This window comes from Mesorhizobium sp. LNHC209A00 (genome assembly GCF_000502915.1).
Taxonomy (GTDB): domain Bacteria; phylum Pseudomonadota; class Alphaproteobacteria; order Rhizobiales; family Rhizobiaceae; genus Mesorhizobium.
In genome coordinates this window covers 1-17,288 of sequence record NZ_AYWT01000028.1, presented here as the reverse complement: position 1 = coordinate 17,288, position 17,288 = coordinate 1, and the positions used below count along the sequence as shown (strand labels likewise).

At 59.2% G+C, this 17,288-nt stretch carries 15 protein-coding genes and 2 pseudogenes; 11 read left to right on the top strand and 6 right to left on the bottom strand.

Annotated elements, in window-relative coordinates:
• Nucleotides 1-18 precede the first annotated feature (18 nt).
• From X739_RS138055 to X739_RS1000000167395, 3 genes are all read right to left on the bottom strand, one after another.
• Nucleotides 19-1,530, bottom strand: a complete 1,512-nt coding sequence (locus X739_RS138055) for an arylsulfatase (RefSeq protein WP_023796369.1) — start codon at nt 1,528-1,530, stop codon at nt 19-21.
• 243 nt (nt 1,531-1,773) lie between these two features.
• Nucleotides 1,774-2,982: a transporter gene (locus tag X739_RS138060; RefSeq protein ID WP_245273970.1), complete on the bottom strand. Its 1,209-nt coding sequence runs from the start codon at nt 2,980-2,982 to the stop codon at nt 1,774-1,776.
• Nucleotides 2,983-3,094: 112 nt separating this feature from the next.
• Nucleotides 3,095-4,135: an OmpA family protein gene (locus tag X739_RS1000000167395; RefSeq protein ID WP_023796367.1), complete on the bottom strand. Its 1,041-nt coding sequence runs from the start codon at nt 4,133-4,135 to the stop codon at nt 3,095-3,097.
• Between the two features lie 246 nt (nt 4,136-4,381).
• On the opposite strand from X739_RS1000000167395, the gene X739_RS1000000167390 reads away from it, so the two are divergent.
• Nucleotides 4,382-5,356, top strand: a complete 975-nt coding sequence (locus X739_RS1000000167390) for a helix-turn-helix domain-containing protein (RefSeq protein WP_156940034.1) — start codon at nt 4,382-4,384, stop codon at nt 5,354-5,356.
• A 326-nt stretch (nt 5,357-5,682) separates the two neighbouring features.
• On the top strand, nt 5,683-5,952 hold the full coding sequence (locus tag X739_RS138065; protein ID WP_245273972.1) for a hypothetical protein: 270 nt from the start codon (nt 5,683-5,685) through the stop codon (nt 5,950-5,952).
• A gap of 74 nt (nt 5,953-6,026) precedes the next feature.
• Here X739_RS138065 and X739_RS01545 read toward each other — a convergent pair.
• A pseudogene (locus X739_RS01545) lies at nt 6,027-6,232 on the bottom strand (RidA family protein); the annotation flags it as partial.
• 483 nt (nt 6,233-6,715) lie between these two features.
• On the opposite strand from X739_RS01545, the gene X739_RS138070 reads away from it, so the two are divergent.
• From X739_RS138070 to X739_RS01560, 3 genes are all read left to right on the top strand, one after another.
• Nucleotides 6,716-7,741 (top strand): helix-turn-helix domain-containing protein, encoded by a 1,026-nt coding sequence (locus X739_RS138070; protein ID WP_023796363.1) that lies wholly within the window; start codon nt 6,716-6,718, stop codon nt 7,739-7,741.
• A gap of 135 nt (nt 7,742-7,876) precedes the next feature.
• Nucleotides 7,877-9,394, top strand: a complete 1,518-nt coding sequence (adh, locus tag X739_RS138075; RefSeq protein ID WP_023796362.1) for an aldehyde dehydrogenase — start codon at nt 7,877-7,879, stop codon at nt 9,392-9,394.
• Nucleotides 9,395-9,461: 67 nt separating this feature from the next.
• Nucleotides 9,462-9,767, top strand: coding sequence for a DUF779 domain-containing protein (locus tag X739_RS01560; RefSeq protein WP_023796361.1), 306 nt, complete (start codon nt 9,462-9,464; stop codon nt 9,765-9,767).
• Nucleotides 9,768-10,297: 530 nt separating this feature from the next.
• On the opposite strand, the gene hemN is transcribed toward X739_RS01560, so the two are convergent.
• Complete coding sequence (gene hemN / locus X739_RS138080) at nt 10,298-11,647, bottom strand: oxygen-independent coproporphyrinogen III oxidase (protein ID WP_023796359.1); 1,350 nt, start codon at nt 11,645-11,647, stop codon at nt 10,298-10,300.
• Between the two features lie 163 nt (nt 11,648-11,810).
• Between hemN and X739_RS138085 the strand changes: the two genes are divergently transcribed.
• Nucleotides 11,811-12,539, top strand: a complete 729-nt coding sequence (locus X739_RS138085; protein WP_031252577.1) for a Crp/Fnr family transcriptional regulator — start codon at nt 11,811-11,813, stop codon at nt 12,537-12,539.
• A 2-nt stretch (nt 12,540-12,541) separates the two neighbouring features.
• Here X739_RS138085 and X739_RS01000000166795 read toward each other — a convergent pair whose 3' ends face one another.
• The gene (locus tag X739_RS01000000166795) at nt 12,542-12,943 is read right to left on the bottom strand and encodes a hemerythrin domain-containing protein (protein WP_023796357.1); all 402 of its coding nucleotides are present in this window, start codon (nt 12,941-12,943) and stop codon (nt 12,542-12,544) included.
• Nucleotides 12,944-13,194: 251 nt separating this feature from the next.
• On the opposite strand from X739_RS01000000166795, the pseudogene X739_RS01000000166790 reads away from it, so the two are divergent.
• The 5 genes and pseudogenes from X739_RS01000000166790 to X739_RS0135995 form a co-directional block, all read left to right on the top strand.
• Nucleotides 13,195-14,955 (top strand): annotated as a pseudogene (locus X739_RS01000000166790) (cbb3-type cytochrome c oxidase subunit I).
• Nucleotides 14,956-14,966: 11 nt separating this feature from the next.
• Entirely contained in the window at nt 14,967-15,698 is a 732-nt protein-coding gene (ccoO, locus tag X739_RS138090; protein WP_023796354.1) for a cytochrome-c oxidase, cbb3-type subunit II, read from the top strand.
• An 11-nt stretch (nt 15,699-15,709) separates the two neighbouring features.
• The gene (locus tag X739_RS138095) at nt 15,710-15,859 is read left to right on the top strand and encodes a CcoQ/FixQ family Cbb3-type cytochrome c oxidase assembly chaperone (RefSeq protein WP_023766610.1); all 150 of its coding nucleotides are present in this window, start codon (nt 15,710-15,712) and stop codon (nt 15,857-15,859) included.
• Nucleotides 15,860-15,861: 2 nt separating this feature from the next.
• Nucleotides 15,862-16,725 (top strand): cytochrome-c oxidase, cbb3-type subunit III, encoded by an 864-nt coding sequence (gene ccoP, locus X739_RS138100; protein ID WP_023796352.1) that lies wholly within the window; start codon nt 15,862-15,864, stop codon nt 16,723-16,725.
• 129 nt (nt 16,726-16,854) lie between these two features.
• On the top strand, nt 16,855-17,288 hold a 434-nt coding region (locus tag X739_RS0135995; protein WP_031252576.1), incomplete at its 3' end, for a 4Fe-4S binding protein.

Genomic DNA, 17,288 nt, shown 5'->3' with positions numbered 1-17,288 from the left:
CTTTCGACAATCGGGGGCTCAATCTTCACCGGCGAATGTCGTGTCTCCACCCGGAAACGCCGGCTCGGCACTAAGCCCTATCTTCACCAGCTCCATCATGAACAGAGGCGGCACCGCTTCCTTGGCCAGAGCCTCTATCCGAGCCTGGAGTTCCTTGACTTTCTCGGGGTTCTTTTCGGCAAGATTTGTCGCCTCCGACGGATCCTTCGCCAGATCGAAAAGCTCCAAATTGGATGGCAAGGTTACAAGCCACACCAGTTTCCAGTTCCCTTTCCGTACGGCGCCGCGATATGGCTCAATATTGTAGACGATCTCGTCGCGTGGAGACGGCTTGCCCTCACCGATTGCGGACCAGACATCCAGTCCATCCAGTGGCTTGTTTTTGCCGAGCTTCGCCCCGGCGAGGCCTGCCATCGTTGGATACATGTCGACGATGTGGATCATCTCCTTCACCTCGCCAGGCTTTACCCGCCCAGGCCAGTTGGCTAGCGCGACAACTCTGGTACCACCCTCATAGACAGACCCCTTGCCGTCACGATATTCGCCGTTATTTGGCGGCAGTTCACCCTTGACTGCCCCTTCGCCGGCAAACAGCTTTGAGCGTGTGCCTCCATTGTCGCTAACGAAGACAACGAGGGTGTTCTCGCGCATCTTCCGCTTGTCCAGGGCATCAATCACCTTGCCAATCTGATCGTCCATGGCAGTGATCTGGGCCGCATAAGCTTGCCGCCCAGGGTCGGCAATACCTTTATACATATCCAGGTATTCCTTGGGCGCCTGATATGGAGTATGCGGCGCCGTGAAGGCAAGATACATAAACAGCGGCACCGTCACATCATGCTTGTTGATTTGCCGAACAGCTTCCGCACCAAACAGTGCGGTATCATACCCCTGCTCGTGAAGGAGCTTGTTATCTCGATACCAATCCACCACTCCGTGTGTTTCATGCTTGAAATGGTCGATCTCTCCGATTAGGGGCCCATAAGTCTTGTCGAACCCTCGCTGCCCCGGCCAATATTCCTTCTTTGAATGCCCTAAATGCCACTTTCCTACTAGGCTCGTGTCATATCCCGCTTCTTTGAGCGTCTGCGGCAATAGCCATTCGTCCGTGGCAAGACCATACTTGCCACCCGAGGGAATGACCGCGGTCTGCAGTCCATAGCGCAAGGGATAGCGCCCCGTCATGAAGGCCGCCCGGGTCGGCGTGCACATTGGCTGAACATAAAATTCTTCGAGCCGTGCGCCCGTCTCGGCCAATTTGTCGATATTCGGTGTCTTGATGTCGGAGCCGTGGAAGCCAACGTCTTTCCATCCCAAATCGTCGGCAAGGATGAAAAGGATGTTCGGACGGGAAGTCTCTGCCTGCGCCGGCGATCCCAAGAACATATTGGCGGCCACAGCTGTTGTTCCAGTGGCGGCGACAAACCTGGCGGCCATCAATGCGCTACCACTCAGCAGGACATCACGCCGCCGAATAGCTGCGCGAGTGTCTTTTGCACCAGCCGGAAATTCGTTCTTCTTGTTGGCCATTTTGCCCTCCATAATTGTTGGAGTTAGCCGGCCGGCTAAAACCAAACTGCATGCTAGTCATCCCTTTGGAACCAGCAGTGTCACGCCAACTCGGCCCCCGAACCCGTTCCGACCTCCCTCTGGGCTCTTGGCCCAACAGCGAGGGGCCGGCGTCAGGCTCACCGGTTGAGTTGCATCCGTTGGCTGGAGCGTAGACTCCAGCGGCGAAATTAAAGTGTAAGCTCTTGTCTCACTTGTCCCCCGTCAGTGCCCCGCCACCCAAAGCGGCATCGCAACCGTCAGGAAGACTGAGTCGCCTTCCAGACGATTTTTGGCATCGAACTCATGGTAATATTTGATCCGGGTCGAGACTGGCAGCTTACCAACCTGAAAGTTATATCCCGCGGTGGCTCCGATCGCCGCCACTTCGCCTCTAAACCCGCCAAGCACCGGGGGGACTCCAGACCCGCTATCGTCGGTCAATTGGTTGTAATAATAGCCAACCAGCCCCACGTCGAAGGCCTTGCTGAAGTGCTGGTCGATCGTTCCCTCGAAGTGGAAGTCCGTGCCGTTCTTGTAACGGGTCGCCGTATCCTCGCCGTTGAAGGTGATGCCGGTTGCCGCCGAGAGTTCAAGGCCTGTAGCGGAGTTCAGCCACGTACCCGATGCGTAGATATCCGCGGCCCAGTGGTTGAACGACAGATTGGCGATGTCTCCTTCATGGTAATCCCCCACTGGCACGTTCACGCTCACTCCGGTCTGCCAGTGAAAGTCTCCGCTGTGCCAGCCGACGAAAGTTCCAAGCACCGGATCGCCCAGGGTCGTGATGCTGTCGGATGCCGACAACGGGCTCGGAACAATTCTGCCGGTGATATCGGGGCCGCCGATGGGCACGGTCGCTGTGAACGCCAGGCTGCCCCCCATAACCTGCCAGGGAGAAACCCACAGCGCGGTCGAGAGGTTGATAAGGGCCTTCGCATGGACATCGGCCACCAGCTTTCCACCGAGATCCAGATCGACCTTCGCGTCTCCGGAATAGATGTAGAAATCGTTCTGGAAATAGACGCCAGGCGGCGGCGTGAAACCCGCCATGGGGCCGCGCGAACCGAGGAGATAGAAGCTCGCGCCACCTTCCGCCGCCTGGACATTGGGAATGATTCCCAGGTTGGCGAGCACAGTTATGGCAACGCCCAGCAAACCTTTGGCACCGCACCTCATCGCGGTCCCGGCGAGGGTGCTGGATGTCCCGAGCACAGATTCCCGGAATACGTCTTGTCTACACATAGTCCCCCGCCAGCCGTCAGTCCTTATGTTGCGCCCGATGATTTCGCGCACTTTTTTATGAGCTAGACCTAAAACAACTGGCCCACTATCCACTTTGCGCAAAGAAGCATCTTTTAAAATCTGGGCTTCATCGCCTTCCCACATTATTTTAAGCTTGGCCCGGAACGCAGCTTCTGGAATGCTGATCAAGATTGCCGATCCTTCGCCCCACGGAAAGCCGCCGCGCGCCCGGCAACTCCAGTTCCCGGTAACTGCCGCACCTACTTGCACGGTTCAGGAACCGTCGCCGAACCATTTGGCGCTAGCGATCCGTGCGGATAAGCTCAACCCGGCGATTGATGGATCGGCCCTCGAGTGTGTCATTGCCACCCTTGGGGTTGTTCTCACCTTGGCCATCGGCGTCAAGCCGCGCTGCCGCGATGCCGCGCTTGACCAGCTCGGCCTTGATCGACCCGGCACGCTGCTCAGACAGCTTCAAGTTGAACTTGGGATCCCCGATTGAATCCGTGTGCCCTACAATGCGGAGTGTCCACAGCGGGTTGTTATTAAGAGTAGCCGTCATATCGTTGAGCAAGGGTGCGGTGTTGCGCTGAATAGTGGCCTTGCCGAAATCGAAATGGATGCCATACAGATCATAGGCTTTCATCGTGGCCAGCGCCTGTTCCATAGCCGGGCGTTGCGAAGCACCGACTGATACATGCACAATCCGCTCGCGGCGTGGCTCCTTTTCCCCACTAAACTGTACGCTGTATTGGATCAACATGGGATTGTTGCGATTGTCGAGAAAATAAAAGTCGCCCTGAGCGGCATTCTGCCCGTTCTTGAACTGTCCGCGTGCGTGAACCGTTGGCACATCTACCTCGTTTTCATCGACCATAACTTTCATCATCACGTGCGGCTCCGCTAACGTGAACTGTCCTTGCATTGAGTGCAGCGCATCGTTGTAGACCGGTGCCGAACTGGCGTGGCCTGAGGTCCGCAGTTGGTCGAGAACCGTGGCCGACGTGCCAAGAGACGTCGTTTTGGGAATGACCAGCGGCATCTTTTTGGCGTAGCCCAGGACAATCGTTCGTGCCGCGGCCCGGTCGGAGATCATAAGGCGCCGTTTCGCCACGGTGCCGCGAGAGCTCGTATAGTCAATGTCTATATTCGCTGCCGTGACGTCAGCAAACTTGATCCACGATTCGGCATCAGGACCCTGGGCGTTGTCCCAGGCAGTGGTCAGCACCGCGCCAGCGTGGGGCATGAAGGGTCCCAAGTCATCCTGAGCATTAGCGAATGAATAGGAGACAAGAAGAACTGTGCAGGCCAAACCTGCGCGCCCGAAGAGTTTTCCGATCATGCTCCCCACTCCGTTTCGTGCTCAAGAACAACTTGACCCGCGGAACTCACGTGTCGATCCTGCACCAATCGCAGCCACGACTGGTGCCCCAAATCCTCCGCATCAGCCGTCCGAGACTTCAGAGTCATTAAATCTCGCACCAGCCGTCCGCCGGCCCTCGCGCCAATTTGATCGAGCGCAATTTTGTTTTATGAGCTATGGCTTATACATCCTTACGCTATCCACTTTGCGCAAAGGACTGATCTTTTGACAAAACGGCCATCATTGCCTTGGTACAGAGACGTGGAGCTTGGTCCTGACGAGCTTACCAGCGCCGCCTCCGGTCTGCCCGTGAAGGTGGACCGGCTTTCGTCAGGCTGGCTGCCGTCACGAATCCGGCAAATCCAGTCCCCGGGCAAATGGGCGCTTGACCTGCCCGAATTCCATTGCGCCTTCCGCGCCGTTGGCGATTTCAATCCGAGTTCCGTCGCCCTTGTGTCAATCCAGCGGGCCTGCGGGTCGACAATCTGCGGCATTCCGCTCGAGGACGACATGGTCGTGACCATCCCCGCCGGCACGACAGTGACGGCAACCATCCAGCCCGGACTCCGCTATGCGGCCGCCGTTGTTCCGACTGCCATCTGGGCGGAAATCCAGGCGCTTTCCACGGGAATCATCGAGGAGCAGGCGGCCGATCACCCCAGTGCCGTTCGGCTCGCGACCAGCCATGCACAAGCCATCCGGAATCAGATCGAGCCAATGGCAGACTGTTTCGCGGCAGCTTCAACCGATCCGATTCAACTAGAGCACCCTCCGATCATGCTCGTTGAATATCTGGGAGCACTGGCTGACGCTCGTGCGGTCTCGGACGGTCATGGGCCCGGAATAACTCAGTCCGTAGCTCGGCATCTTCGCCAGGCCCGGGCTGCCGAAGATTTCATTCACGCCCACATTCAGGAAGAAATCCCAATCGTTCGGCTATGCAAGGAAATCGGCGTTAGCCGCAGACAAATGGAGTATGCCTTTCGGGCCACCTTCGGGGTAAGTCCGCTCGAATTCATCAGAGCGCTCCGCCTCAATGAAGCCAGGCGGCAACTGACCACTGCGCGCGCAAGCGGCTCAAGCGTCACAAGGGTGGCCATGGAGGTAGGGGTTACCCACCTTGGGCGTTTCGCAGCGAGCTATCGCTCTCTCTTTGGAGAGTCTCCCAAGGAAACATTCCATCGTGCCCGGCCATCATAACCGGCGCGCGAAAGAGCCGAATGACATGGAATCCCGGCATTGTGACGCCGAGGAATTGCATCATAGGCTCTGATCACCCCAATCGGATTTGCGCAATTCGGATAGCAGTTGCGTCCTAAAATTAGTATCTTCTTAAATTGCGAAAGAGCGCTGGCTCTGGCTCGCGTGGGGTCGAGGGCGTTGCGAATGCTTCAACTCGCATTCGGCGCAGACTTGCCTCGTGCGCCTGACCGCATGGATTGCGGAATTGCTAGATTTTCTTGAGAGGACGGACAATGACTAGACTTAGCTTGAAGTTGACCGGCGCTGCCGGGATCGTCGCAATAATGTTTGCCGGTCTGCTCGACCCGATTGCGCCGTTCACCTCCTTCGTCGGTTACGCGCATGCGAGAGTGGGCCATCCACTCACGCCGGGCAGCGTCGCAGGCGTCGCGAGGCGGACCACACGCCGAACGATCCGCCGTTCGACTGTCTACGTGAGCAGGCTGCCCGCGGCGTGTGTGAAGACCTCGGTCAATGGCGCCGTGCTGTGGCACTGTGGCGGCGCCTATTATCAGTCGTACGGCGGACGTTTCGTCGTCGTCCACATACACTGAATTGGGCCCGACATCGGTTTGTGAAGAGCCGGTATCCTGACGCGGCTCGCGCAACTTGCGCGGACCTACAGGGCGCCTGACATCATTTCGGTCCCGAAACCTTGACGAGCAGCTCGGACGCGCCGTCGTCGACTTTCGGATGGTCCCGGAAATCGCCCGCCGTCGCGGTGCAGACCCCGAGCTTGGCAACCCCTGTCACTATGTCGAGCGAGCCGAGATGCTCCTTGATGGCAGACAAGGCGCTCAGAGTGGCGATCTCCGAAAACACAGACTGACGACCAAAAAGCCAGTTGTTTTGGGTACTCACTGCGTCGTCTCAGCCAAGTTGCCGATTACTCGGCGCTAACTGCGGAAAAGTCGACACTATTCAGAGATCGCGAAAAAATGGCAAATCGGATGAACTAGTAGGTCAGGAGGGCTGCGCAAATTGTTGATTTACTGTCTTTTTCGTTGGTCAAACTCCGAAGTCTTTCCGCATGGTTCCGCTCACAGTTTGAGCCACATCTCGCTGGCGTAACGAGCCTGCGCTTCAAGCGCTGACCCGCAACGGGCTCTCTGCCGACGATATGATGGCTGATTTGCGCCACATCAATCGCAACCCTTCCTATCAGCTGTAGATATTCGGAACGGTGACCAGCTGCGTCCCGATGGAACTCCCGTGGGCGCTCTTTGAGCCTCCGGAAGGCACAGACTAGTTCATTCGGCGAATTGACAGGTCGGTGAACGACTTGGGAAAACAGCCTCACCATGACATGTCATTCCAATGAAAAAGAGCATGACCGAGAGGCAAAAGGAAAGCTGCGAAAAGCGGGAGGACAGCGTGAACGGACACTCAGCCGGCCATCATGAAGATCGCGTCCAGGCTGCGATCAATTCCGACGCGGCAGCAAAATCGGCATTGGTCGCCTCGTGGCAACGGTCGTCGAACCTGCACCAACTTGATCCGGCCGAGCGCAAGTCTCCCAAGCGCCTGACGGGCGCTGAGCTCATAAGAGCCAGGCAGCGGATTGAACCATTGCAGATGGCGGCGCAGCCCAGCCTTGATAGGCTATACCTTGCGGTTGGCGGAGTTGGGTGCTGCGTGCTTCTGGCCGACCGGGATGGAGTGCCGGTGGATCGCCGTGGCGCTCCCTCCGACGACGAGACCTTCGAAGATTGGGGACTGTGGACGGGCTCGCTCTGGAGTGAGGAGAGCGAAGGCACCAATGGCATCGGAACCTGTCTTGCCGAGCGGCGAGCGCTGACCATCCATCGCGATCAGCATTTTTTTGCACGCAATACGCTGCTGAGCTGCACGACAGCACCGATCTACGACCACGAAGGCAACCTCGTAGCGGCGCTCGATGTGTCGTCTTGCCGAGCCGACCTCACCGAAGCGTTTACAAACCTGATCGCGGTCGCGGTTGCGGACGCGGTACGGCGGATAGAGGCGGAGAATTTTCGCCGGGCATTCCAAAGTGCTCGCGTCCTCCTGCTTCCGGAAACGAGTAGCGGGCCTGGTGGGTTGATCGCGGTCGATTCCGACGATCTCGTGGTCGGAGCGACGCGGTCGGCACGGATCGCGCTGGGCATCTCCCAGGAATCGCTGACAAGAAGCCTGCCCGCCATGGACGTGCTGAGCGGTGCCGAAGGCGTGGAAGGAAGCCTCGGTCGGGCCGAGCGCGCCGCGCTTCAGAGAGCCTTGGCTCGAACCTCGGGTAACATTTCTGCGGCCGCCGAGGCGCTCGGAATCAGCCGGGCAACGCTGCATCGCAAGTTGAAACGCTTCGAACTAGGGCGCACCCACTAAGTTTGCCGGCCCAACTGTCTCAGTTCTGCGACACTCGCGCGAACGACATGGTTTCGACGGCCTGACAATCGGCGCCCGTGCAAGCATATCTCCTCCACGCGTCGCATTCCGCGGCGTCAGCTTTGGGAGGAAGATGTGAACAAGGTTGAATTCTCACGGTCGGTCAAGGCTCCCTTCGACAGGCGCTACGGCAATTTCATTGGCGGCAAATGGACCGAGCCCCGCGCCGGCCGCTACTTCGAGAACTTCTCGCCGGTGAACGGTCAACTGCTGTGCGAGGTGGCGCGCTCGGATGCCCAAGACATCGAGGCAGCCCTGGACGCGGCGCACGCCGCCAAGGACGGCTGGGCACGCACCAGCGTGGCCGAGCGGTCGCTCATCCTCAACCGCATAGCCGACCGCATGGAGGAAAACCTCGATCTCCTGGCGCGCGCCGAAACCTGGGACAACGGCAAGCCGATCCGTGAAACGACCGCGGCCGACCTGCCGCTTGCCATTGACCATTTCCGCTATTTCGCCGGCGCGCTGCGTGGCCAGGAAGGCAGCCTTTCGCAGATCGACGACGACACCGTCGCCTACCATTTCCATGAGCCGCTCGGCGTGGTCGGCCAGATCATCCCCTGGAACTTCCCGCTGCTGATGGCATGCTGGAAGCTTGCCCCCGCAATTGCCGCTGGAAACTGCGTTATCCTGAAACCTGCCGAGCAGACGCCGGCCGCTATCATGCTGTGGGCCGACCTTGTCGGCGACCTGCTGCCGCCGGGCGTGCTGAACATCGTCAACGGCTTCGGTCTCGAGGCTGGCAAGCCGCTCGCCTCCTCACCGCGCATTGCCAAGATTGCCTTCACGGGCGAGACCACGACGGGCCGGCTGATCATGCAGTATGCCAGCCAGAATCTCATTCCTGTCACGCTGGAACTGGGCGGCAAGTCGCCCAACATCTTCTTCAAGGACGTTGTCGCCGAAGACGACCATTTCTTCGACAAGGCGATCGAAGGATTCGTGATGTTCGCGCTGAACCAGGGTGAAGTCTGCACCTGCCCGAGCCGCGCCCTCATCCATGAATCCGTCTATGACAGGTTCATGGAGCGTGCCCTCAAGCGGGTCGAGGCGATCGTGCAGGGGGATCCGCTCGACCCGGCCACGATGATTGGTGCGCAGGCCTCGTCCGAGCAGATGGAAAAGATCCTTTCCTACATCGACATCGGCCGCCAGGAAGGCGCCGAGTTGCTGACCGGTGGCGCGCGCAATGTCCTGCCTGGTGATCTGGCGGGCGGCTACTACGTCAAGCCCACGGTATTTAAGGGCCACAACAAGATGCGCATCTTCCAGGAGGAGATCTTTGGGCCCGTGGTTTCGGTCACGACCTTCAAGGACGACGCCGAGGCGCTGGAAATTGCCAATGATACGCTCTACGGCCTCGGCGCCGGCATCTGGACACGTGACGGCAACCGAGCCTACCGCTTCGGCCGCGCCATTCAGGCCGGCCGCGTCTGGACCAACTGCTACCACGCCTATCCCGCGCATGCGGCCTTCGGCGGCTACAAGCAGTCCGGTATCGGCCGCGAGACCCACAAGATGATGCTCGACCACTACCAGCAGACTAAGAACATGCTGGTCAGCTACAGTCCGAAGAAGCTCGGCTTCTTCTGATCGCCTCTTTGGCTCAATGGCTCGGCCCTGGCAGGGCCGAGCCATAATTTTGAAATCGGAAAAGACCATGCATGCGAAAGTCACCGCGACACCGGCAGCCCTTGAACTGATCGCGGAGATTGTTGCCGATCATGGCCCGGTGCTGTTCCATCAGTCCGGCGGATGCTGCGACGGCTCTTCGCCCATGTGCTATCCGCGTGCTGACTTCGTCGTCGGCGACCGGGACGTGCTGCTTGGCCACATCGGCGACGCACCGTTCTACATCGGGGGGTCGCAATCAGGGCCTGGAAGCATACCGATCCTATCATCGACGTGGTGCCTGGTCGCGGCGGTATGTTCTCCCTCGGCAATGGACGGGAGAAGCGGTTCCTGACCCGGTCGACGATCTGCGCAATATAGGCGAAACCTGCGATTTTGACTTCGAGCGAGAAAGGCGGCCGTATCGATCTTTACCTTCCGACGATGTTCCTCAATCTGCTCACCGGCACCGTCTTCATAAGTCTAACGGTCTTGATCCACACGTTTGGCCTGACCGCCGTCACGCATGCGATGAGATACCTCACGCGCGAGTTCGTATGCACGGACGCCGCAGCCGTATCGTCGCCATGATCAGCGTGGTCATGGGGCTCGTGCCGTCATGACCGCGGAGGTCTGGCTCTGGGCAGGGCTATATAGGTTGCTTGATATCTTCGTTGACTTCGAGACCGCAATTTTTCGACCATTACCTTTTCGACTCTTGGCTATGGCTACATCGTGCCCGCTCACGCGTGGCGTGTCCTGGGCGGCGCTCGAGGGTGTGAACGGGTTCCTGCTCATCGGCTGGTCGACCGCCTATCTGATCGCGGCAGGCACCCGCATCGGCCCGTTCAGGCTGGCGAACACTTCTGAGCGGGCGGCCAATGTTCACACCGCTACCGAATGCCTGGCTTTGCCGGTTTCGAGATATTTGTCGAATTTTGCCGCGACGCTTCTGACAAAGGGACGACTTTCCGCCGGCACGACGAAGCGGTCACCATCAAGTTCAAGCAACCCCTCGGCGTCACGCAGGGCGGTGGAACTTGCCTTGAGCAGAAGCCTTTGGCCAGCTTCGCCAAAGCGCTCCACCAGATCGATCGCCGAGAAAGCAAAATCACACATCAGCCTCTCGATGATCCAACCGCGAACGCCGTCGTCGTTGGAAAGCGCGATACCGCGGACGGCCGCCAGTCCACCGTCCGAGACCATGCGTCCATACTCTGCGGTCGACGACATGTTCTGCGCATAGCCTTGGCGAAATTGACTGATGGACGATGGGCCAAGGCCGATCAATGTTTCGCAGTGATCCTCCGTGTAGCCTTGGAAATTGCGGCGCAGGCAGCCGGTTCGGGCCGCTACGGCCAACGCATCGTTGGGCTTGGCGAAATGGTCGAAGCCGACGGCTTCATATCCCGCGTTCAGCATAAGACAAGCGGCCAGCTGTGATTGAGCAAACCGCTCCGCCTGACCCGGCAACCATGCCTCGTCGATCATCGTCTGATGCTTCTTGAACCAGGGCACATGCGCGTAGCCAAACAATGCTATCCGATCCGGTTCCAGGGTCAACGCCTGCGCGACGGTGGAGGAGACGCTCTCCCTGGTTTGGTGTGGCAAGCCGTAGAGCAGGTCCAGATTGACCGATTCGACGCCGCGCGAACGAACGCCGTCGACCACCGCTTTGGTCTGCAAAAAGCTCTGCTCGCGGTTAATTGCCTTTTGCACCTTCGGGTCAAAATCCTGGACGCCGAGGCTCGCCCGGGTCATGCCGATCTCGGCAAGCGCATCGAGCCGGCCATCATCCATATCATTGGGATCGATTTCAACGCTGATCTTGGCGTCCGGAAGGAAATCGAAGTTCGCACGCAATGCTTTACCCAGCATCACCATGTCCTCGGGCTTCAGCATCGTCGGAGAGCCGCCACCGAAGTGGACGGCGCGCACGCCGGCCTTGCCGCCGACAATACGGGCAATGGTGGCGATCTCAGCATGCAACGAGCGGAGATAGGCCGTCACGGGTTCATAGTGACGTGTCTGCTTGGTGTGGCAGGCACAGAACCAGCAGAGTCTGTCGCAGTAGGGAATATGCAGATAGAGTGAAATCTCATCGCCGTTCTCAAGCGCTTCCAGCCAGCTTCGATAGACGAGAGCACCGACGCCCGGGTGGAAATGCGGCGCGGTCGGGTAGCTCGTATAGCGCGGCACGTTCTCAGCAAGTCTGGCAAGCAATTCCGGCCGCATGTCTCTATCCGCTCCACTTTGCATGGAGCGACAATGATCACATTGGACACCGGAAGCCTTGATTTCGGTCAATGCCGTCTTGCCACTGACAAACTGCCGCAAGGCATTTTCTCGGACCGATGCTATATCCTACTGGAACTTTCGGATTTCTCGGGCGATCGTGGTGACAGTGCGTCAGGATGTTCACAGCGCCGGCATTCCCGTGCTTTGCCAATCGTGCGAAGCACGGCACCGCGGCGTTTGCGGCGCGCTCGATCCCGATCAATTGGTGGGCCTGGCCAAGAGCTCGACGAAGCATAATGTTGAACCAGGCGTAGAACTGATTGGTGATACCGAGACCGTCGACAGCTATTCGAACGTGCTTTCTGGCGTCGTCAAGCTGACAAAGAGCCTTTCTGACGGACGCCAGCAGATTGTTGGCCTCCAGTTCGCCCCCGATTTTCTGGGCAGGCCCTTCAAGGTGGAAAGCGCGATCAACGCCGAAGCCGCAACCGCCGTTTCCGTGTGTTCATTTCCAAAGACCGCCATCGAACGGATGATGAAGGAATCGCCGGAGCTTGAGCATCGTCTGCTCAAGCAGACGCTCAACGAACTCGACGAAGCCCGCGACTGGATGGTGACGCTGGGGCGCAAGAGCGCTTCGGAAAAGGTGGCGAGCTTTCTCCTGATGATCGCCAAAAACATCGACCCCATGCTTGACCCAGCCGCCCAGTCGACACGTTTCGATCTGCCGCTGACCCGCGCCGACATCGCCGATTTCCTTGGCCTGACCATCGAGACGGTGAGCCGCCAGTTGACCAGGTTGCGATCAGATGGCGTGATCCGGATCGAGAACAACAGGGAAGTGACCGTCGACAGCTTAGCCCGGCTGCATCGACGCTCTGGCGCCTAGGCTCAATCGACGACGCCGATCATCGGCAAGACGTGCTCGCGTTCAAAGGCGATATGCCGGCGCATGCTTTCGAAGAAGCCGCGCAGCATGAAGCCGAGAACCTCGGCATTCTCGACCGTCTCGCCGTGGCCGATCGCCAAAAGGATTTCAGTCACCTCGCCGGCAAAGCACTCGTCCTCGACGTGTTCGGCACGCAATCGTCGGGTTGAAGCATCGCTGCCGCTCAAAGCAGCCTCGTAGGCCGGAAAGATCACCGTCTCTTCGTATTGATGAATGTTGCGCAACAGCGGAACTATCGCGTTTGCTGCAGCCAGGCATGCCAGGTAATCGACCTTGGGCAGGGTGTCGGCGATCCTTTCCAGGGCATCGCAGAGCTGCAGCTTTTCCAGATGCGCACGCTTCATCACCGCCGCCGGGACCGTCTCTCTGTCAGATTGACCTGACAGTATCGAACTGGCGCGGCTTGTTTCGAACAGCGACGATGCCGGCTCCCTCTCCCTGTTCAATGACAGTCTCCTGATCGTTTGCCGGTTCGAGGCTGCCCAATCCAAACGCAAATGGCTTTGACATGGATCAAGGCGGCGGCAACGCGACTGCTGGATTGGTGTCATGCGGATTGGCGTCCGCCCATCGGTATCCGAGTCGGGGACATCTCATGAAGTTCGGCACGCAAATCTTCGCTTTGGGCCTGTTCACATTTGCAGCGCTGGTGGCCGCCGGCTTCGGTGTCGACGAGCCTTTCCGGCAGCATATGTGGGTGCTGTTTTTTGTGCTGCTTGGTTTTGTCGTTATTCTTCTTCGTAACACGAGCTTCGCGCCGGCAGTCGCGGTCGATCCGTCAGCTTACATGGATGGTCCCATCCGCTATGGCGCCATCGCCACCATGTTCTGGGGTGTGGTGGGCATGCTGGTCGGCGTCGTCATCGCATTGCAGCTTGCCTATCCCGATCTCAACATCCAGCCCTGGTTCAACTTCGGCCGGCTGCGGCCGCTGCATACGTCGGGCGTCGTCTTCGCATNCCGATCTCAACATCCAGCCCTGGTTCAACTTCGGCCGGCTGCGGCCGCTGCATACGTCGGGCGTCGTCTTCGCATTTGGCGGCAACGCGCTGCTTTGCACGTCTCTCTATGTCGTCCAACGCACCTGCCGCGCCAGGTTGTTCGGCGGCGATCTCGCCTGGTTCGTGTTCTGGGGCTACCAGCTTTTCATCGTCATGGCCGCGACAGGCTATCTGCTTGGCATAACCGAGAGCCGCGAATATGCGGAACCAGAATGGTATGTGGACATCTGGCTGACCATCGTCTGGGTCGCCTATCTCATCCTGTTCCTCGGCACGATCCTGAAGCGCAAGGAACCGCACATCTACGTTGCGAACTGGTTCTACCTTTCCTTCATCGTGACCATCGCGATGCTGCATGTGATCAACAACCTGTCGATGCCGGCTTCCTTCCTCGGCTCCAAGAGTTACTCCGCCTTTTCCGGCGTCCAGGACGCCCTGACGCAATGGTGGTACGGCCACAATGCCGTCGGATTTTTCCTGACCGCCGGCTTCCTCGGCATGATGTATTATTTCGTGCCCAAGCAGGCTAACCGGCCGGTCTATTCCTACCGCCTGTCGATCGTCCATTTCTGGGCGATCATCTTTCTCTACATATGGGCCGGGCCCCATCACCTGCACTACACCGCCCTGCCCGACTGGGCGCAGACGCTCGGCATGGTGTTCTCGATCATGCTCTGGATGCCGTCCTGGGGCGGCATGATCAACGGCCTGATGACGCTGTCGGGCGCCTGGGACAAGCTCCGCACCGATCCGATCATCCGCATGATGGTGATGGCCNCGGCCTGATGACGCTGTCGGGCGCCTGGGACAAGCTCCGCACCGATCCGATCATCCGCATGATGGTGATGGCCATCGCCTTCTACGGCATGTCCACCTTCGAGGGTCCGATGATGTCGATCAAGACGGTCAACTCGCTGTCGCACTACACCGACTGGACCATAGGACACGTCCATTCCGGCGCACTCGGCTGGGTCGGCATGATCTCGTTCGGCGCGATCTACTTTATGGTGCCGAAGCTGTGGAACCGTGAACGACTCTATTCGCTGCGCCTCGTTACCTGGCACTTCTGGCTGGCGACTCTTGGCATCGTCGTCTACGCGTCGGTCATGTGGGTGTCCGGCATCATGCAGGGCCTGATGTGGCGCGAATACGACGAGCAAGGCTTCCTGGTCTACTCCTTCGCCGAAACGGTCGCCGCCATGCACCCCTACTATGTAATGCGCGCCATCGGCGGGGCCATGTACCTCTCCGGCGCCCTGATCATGGCCTGGAACGTCGCCATGACCATCCTTGGCTACCGGCGCGAGGAGGATCCGATGCCAGGCTCCGTTCCCGCCCTCCAGCTTGCGCGATGATGAGACAGAAAATGAGGTTGATGAACAGACACGCGCTGATCGAGAAGAACGCTACACTTCTGCTCGTTGGATCGCTTCTCGTGGTCACCGTTGGTGGCATCGTCGAGATCGCGCCGCTCTTCTATCTCGACAACACGATCGAGAAGGTCGAAGGCATGCGGCCTTACTCGCCGCTCGAACTCGTCGGGCGCAACATCTATGTGCGTGAGGGATGCTATCTCTGCCATAGCCAGATGATCCGCCCGTTCCGTGACGAGGTCGAGCGCTATGGGCATTACAGCCTGGCGGCCGAGTCGATGTATGATCATCCCTTCCAGTGGGGATCGAAGCGCACCGGACCGGACCTCGCTCGGGTTGGCGATCGCTACTCAAATCTTTGGCATGTCGAGCACCTCACGGATCCTCGTTCCGTGGTGCCGGAATCCATCATGCCGAGCTATGGCTTTCTGAAGGATACGCCGATCGCGGTGAAGGATTTCTCGACGCATCTGGTTGCCAACAGGCGCGTCGGCGTCCCCTACTCCGACGACATGGTCGCTAACGCCAATGCCGATTTGATGGCGCAGGCTGATCCCAATGCCGACACGTCCGGCCTCGAGGCCCGCTACCCCAAGGCCAGGATCGGCGATTTCGACGGTGATCCGCAGCAAGTCACCGAAATGGACGCCCTGGTTTCTTATCTCCAGATGCTCGGCACGCTTGTCGATTTCAAGAACTACGATGAGACCGCCGGCTACCGCTGAGGACAATGGCGATGACGTACAATTTCATGCGGGAGTTTGCCGACAGCTGGGGCCTGCTTGCCATGGCTCTTTTCTTCATCGGATCCGTTGCCTTTGCACTTCGCCCCGGCAGCCGCAGGCAAGCCGGCGAAGCAGCTCAAATTCCTCTGAAGGAGGACTGATCATGAGCAGCGATCACATTGACGAGGTTTCCGGCATCTCGACGACCGGTCATGAGTGGGACGGCATTCGCGAGCTGAACAATCCGCTCCCGCGCTGGTGGGTCATCACCTTCTACATCACCATAGTCTGGGCGATCGGTTACACATTTGCCTACCCGGCATGGCCGCTGTTGCACTCCGCGACAAAGGGCGTACTTGGCTATTCCAGCCGCAACGAAGTCAAGAACGAGCTGTCCGCGGCCGAAGCGGCAAAGGGCAAATATGTCGCCGCAATAGAGTCGAAAAGTGTTTCGGAGATCGCGGCGGATGGCACGCTGCGCGAATTCGCCGTCGCTGCCGGCGCCGCGGCGTTCAAGCTCAATTGCGTGCAGTGCCACGGTTCCGGCGCCCAGGGGTCCAAGGGCTTTCCGAACCTAAATGACGACGACTGGCTGTGGGGCGGCGAGGTGGACCAGATCCAGCAGACGATCGCTCATGGCATCCGCTTCGCCTCCGACCCGGATACGCGCCTGTCGGAAATGCCGGCCTTTGGCGACATCATCAATGCCGATCAGATCCAACAGGTCAGCGCCTACGTCGCCAGTCTGTCGGGGGCTGTCAGCGATCAAGCATTGGTCGCGCCCGGCGCCAAGGTCTTCGCCGAAAATTGCGTGGCGTGTCACGGCGACAATGCAGAGGGCAACAAGGAACTCGGCGCTCCAGATCTGACCGACGCCATCTGGCTCTACGGGTCAGGCGAAGCGGCCATCGCCGCCCAGGTCACCGCGCCGAAACAGGGCGTGATGCCGGCCTGGGGCGCGCGCCTCGGCGAGATCAAGGTCAAGGAACTGGCGGTCTACATCCATTCGCTTGGCGGCGGAGAATAGGAGCAGAAGCCTATTCTCGTCCTCCCCCTCCCGCCAAGCGACGAGGCCCGGCGCAAGCCGGGCCTCGGCATCATCCAGAACCGATGAGTCGGCTTCCGGCGAAATCGTCGCTGGTGACTGGAGCTTCTCGTGCTTGATAACACGCAAATAGGACGGATCGAACCCACGCCGGTCAACTCCGCCAAGGTGCGTCAGTCAATGTATGCCGCGCGCAAGAAGATCTTTCCGAAACGGGCCACGGGAAGCTTTCGCCGGTTCAAGTGGCTGGTGATGGCGATCACGCTCGGCATCTACTATCTGACGCCGTGGTTGCGATGGGATCGGGGCCCGTTTGCTCCAAACCAGGCGGTACTGCTGGATCTTTCAAACCGGCGCTTCTATTTCTTCTTCATCGAGATATGGCCGCAGGAATTCTACTATGTGGCCGGACTTCTGGTGATGGCCGGCGTCGGTCTTTTCCTGATCACGTCGACTGTCGGCCGTGCCTGGTGCGGCTATACATGCCCGCAGACCGTATGGGTCGATCTGTTCCTGGTGGTGGAGCGGGCCATCGAAGGCGATCG

Bases quoted from the DNA above. Each gene is read 5' to 3' on its own strand.
- X739_RS138055 (WP_023796369.1), bottom strand. From the start codon at position 1,530: ATGGCCAACAAGAAGAACGAATTTCCGGCTGGTGCAAAAGACACTCGC.
- X739_RS1000000167395 (WP_023796367.1), bottom strand. From the start codon at position 4,135: ATGATCGGAAAACTCTTCGGGCGCGCAGGTTTGGCCTGCACAGTTCTT.
- X739_RS138065 (WP_245273972.1), top strand. From the start codon at position 5,683: ATGTTTGCCGGTCTGCTCGACCCGATTGCGCCGTTCACCTCCTTCGTC.
- X739_RS138070 (WP_023796363.1), top strand. From the start codon at position 6,716: ATGAAAAAGAGCATGACCGAGAGGCAAAAGGAAAGCTGCGAAAAGCGG.
- X739_RS01560 (WP_023796361.1), top strand. From the start codon at position 9,462: ATGCATGCGAAAGTCACCGCGACACCGGCAGCCCTTGAACTGATCGCG.
- hemN (WP_023796359.1), bottom strand. From the start codon at position 11,647: ATGCGGCCGGAATTGCTTGCCAGACTTGCTGAGAACGTGCCGCGCTAT.
- X739_RS01000000166795 (WP_023796357.1), bottom strand. From the start codon at position 12,943: ATGAAGCGTGCGCATCTGGAAAAGCTGCAGCTCTGCGATGCCCTGGAA.
- ccoO (WP_023796354.1), top strand. From the start codon at position 14,967: ATGAGGTTGATGAACAGACACGCGCTGATCGAGAAGAACGCTACACTT.
- X739_RS138095 (WP_023766610.1), top strand. From the start codon at position 15,710: ATGACGTACAATTTCATGCGGGAGTTTGCCGACAGCTGGGGCCTGCTT.
- ccoP (WP_023796352.1), top strand. From the start codon at position 15,862: ATGAGCAGCGATCACATTGACGAGGTTTCCGGCATCTCGACGACCGGT.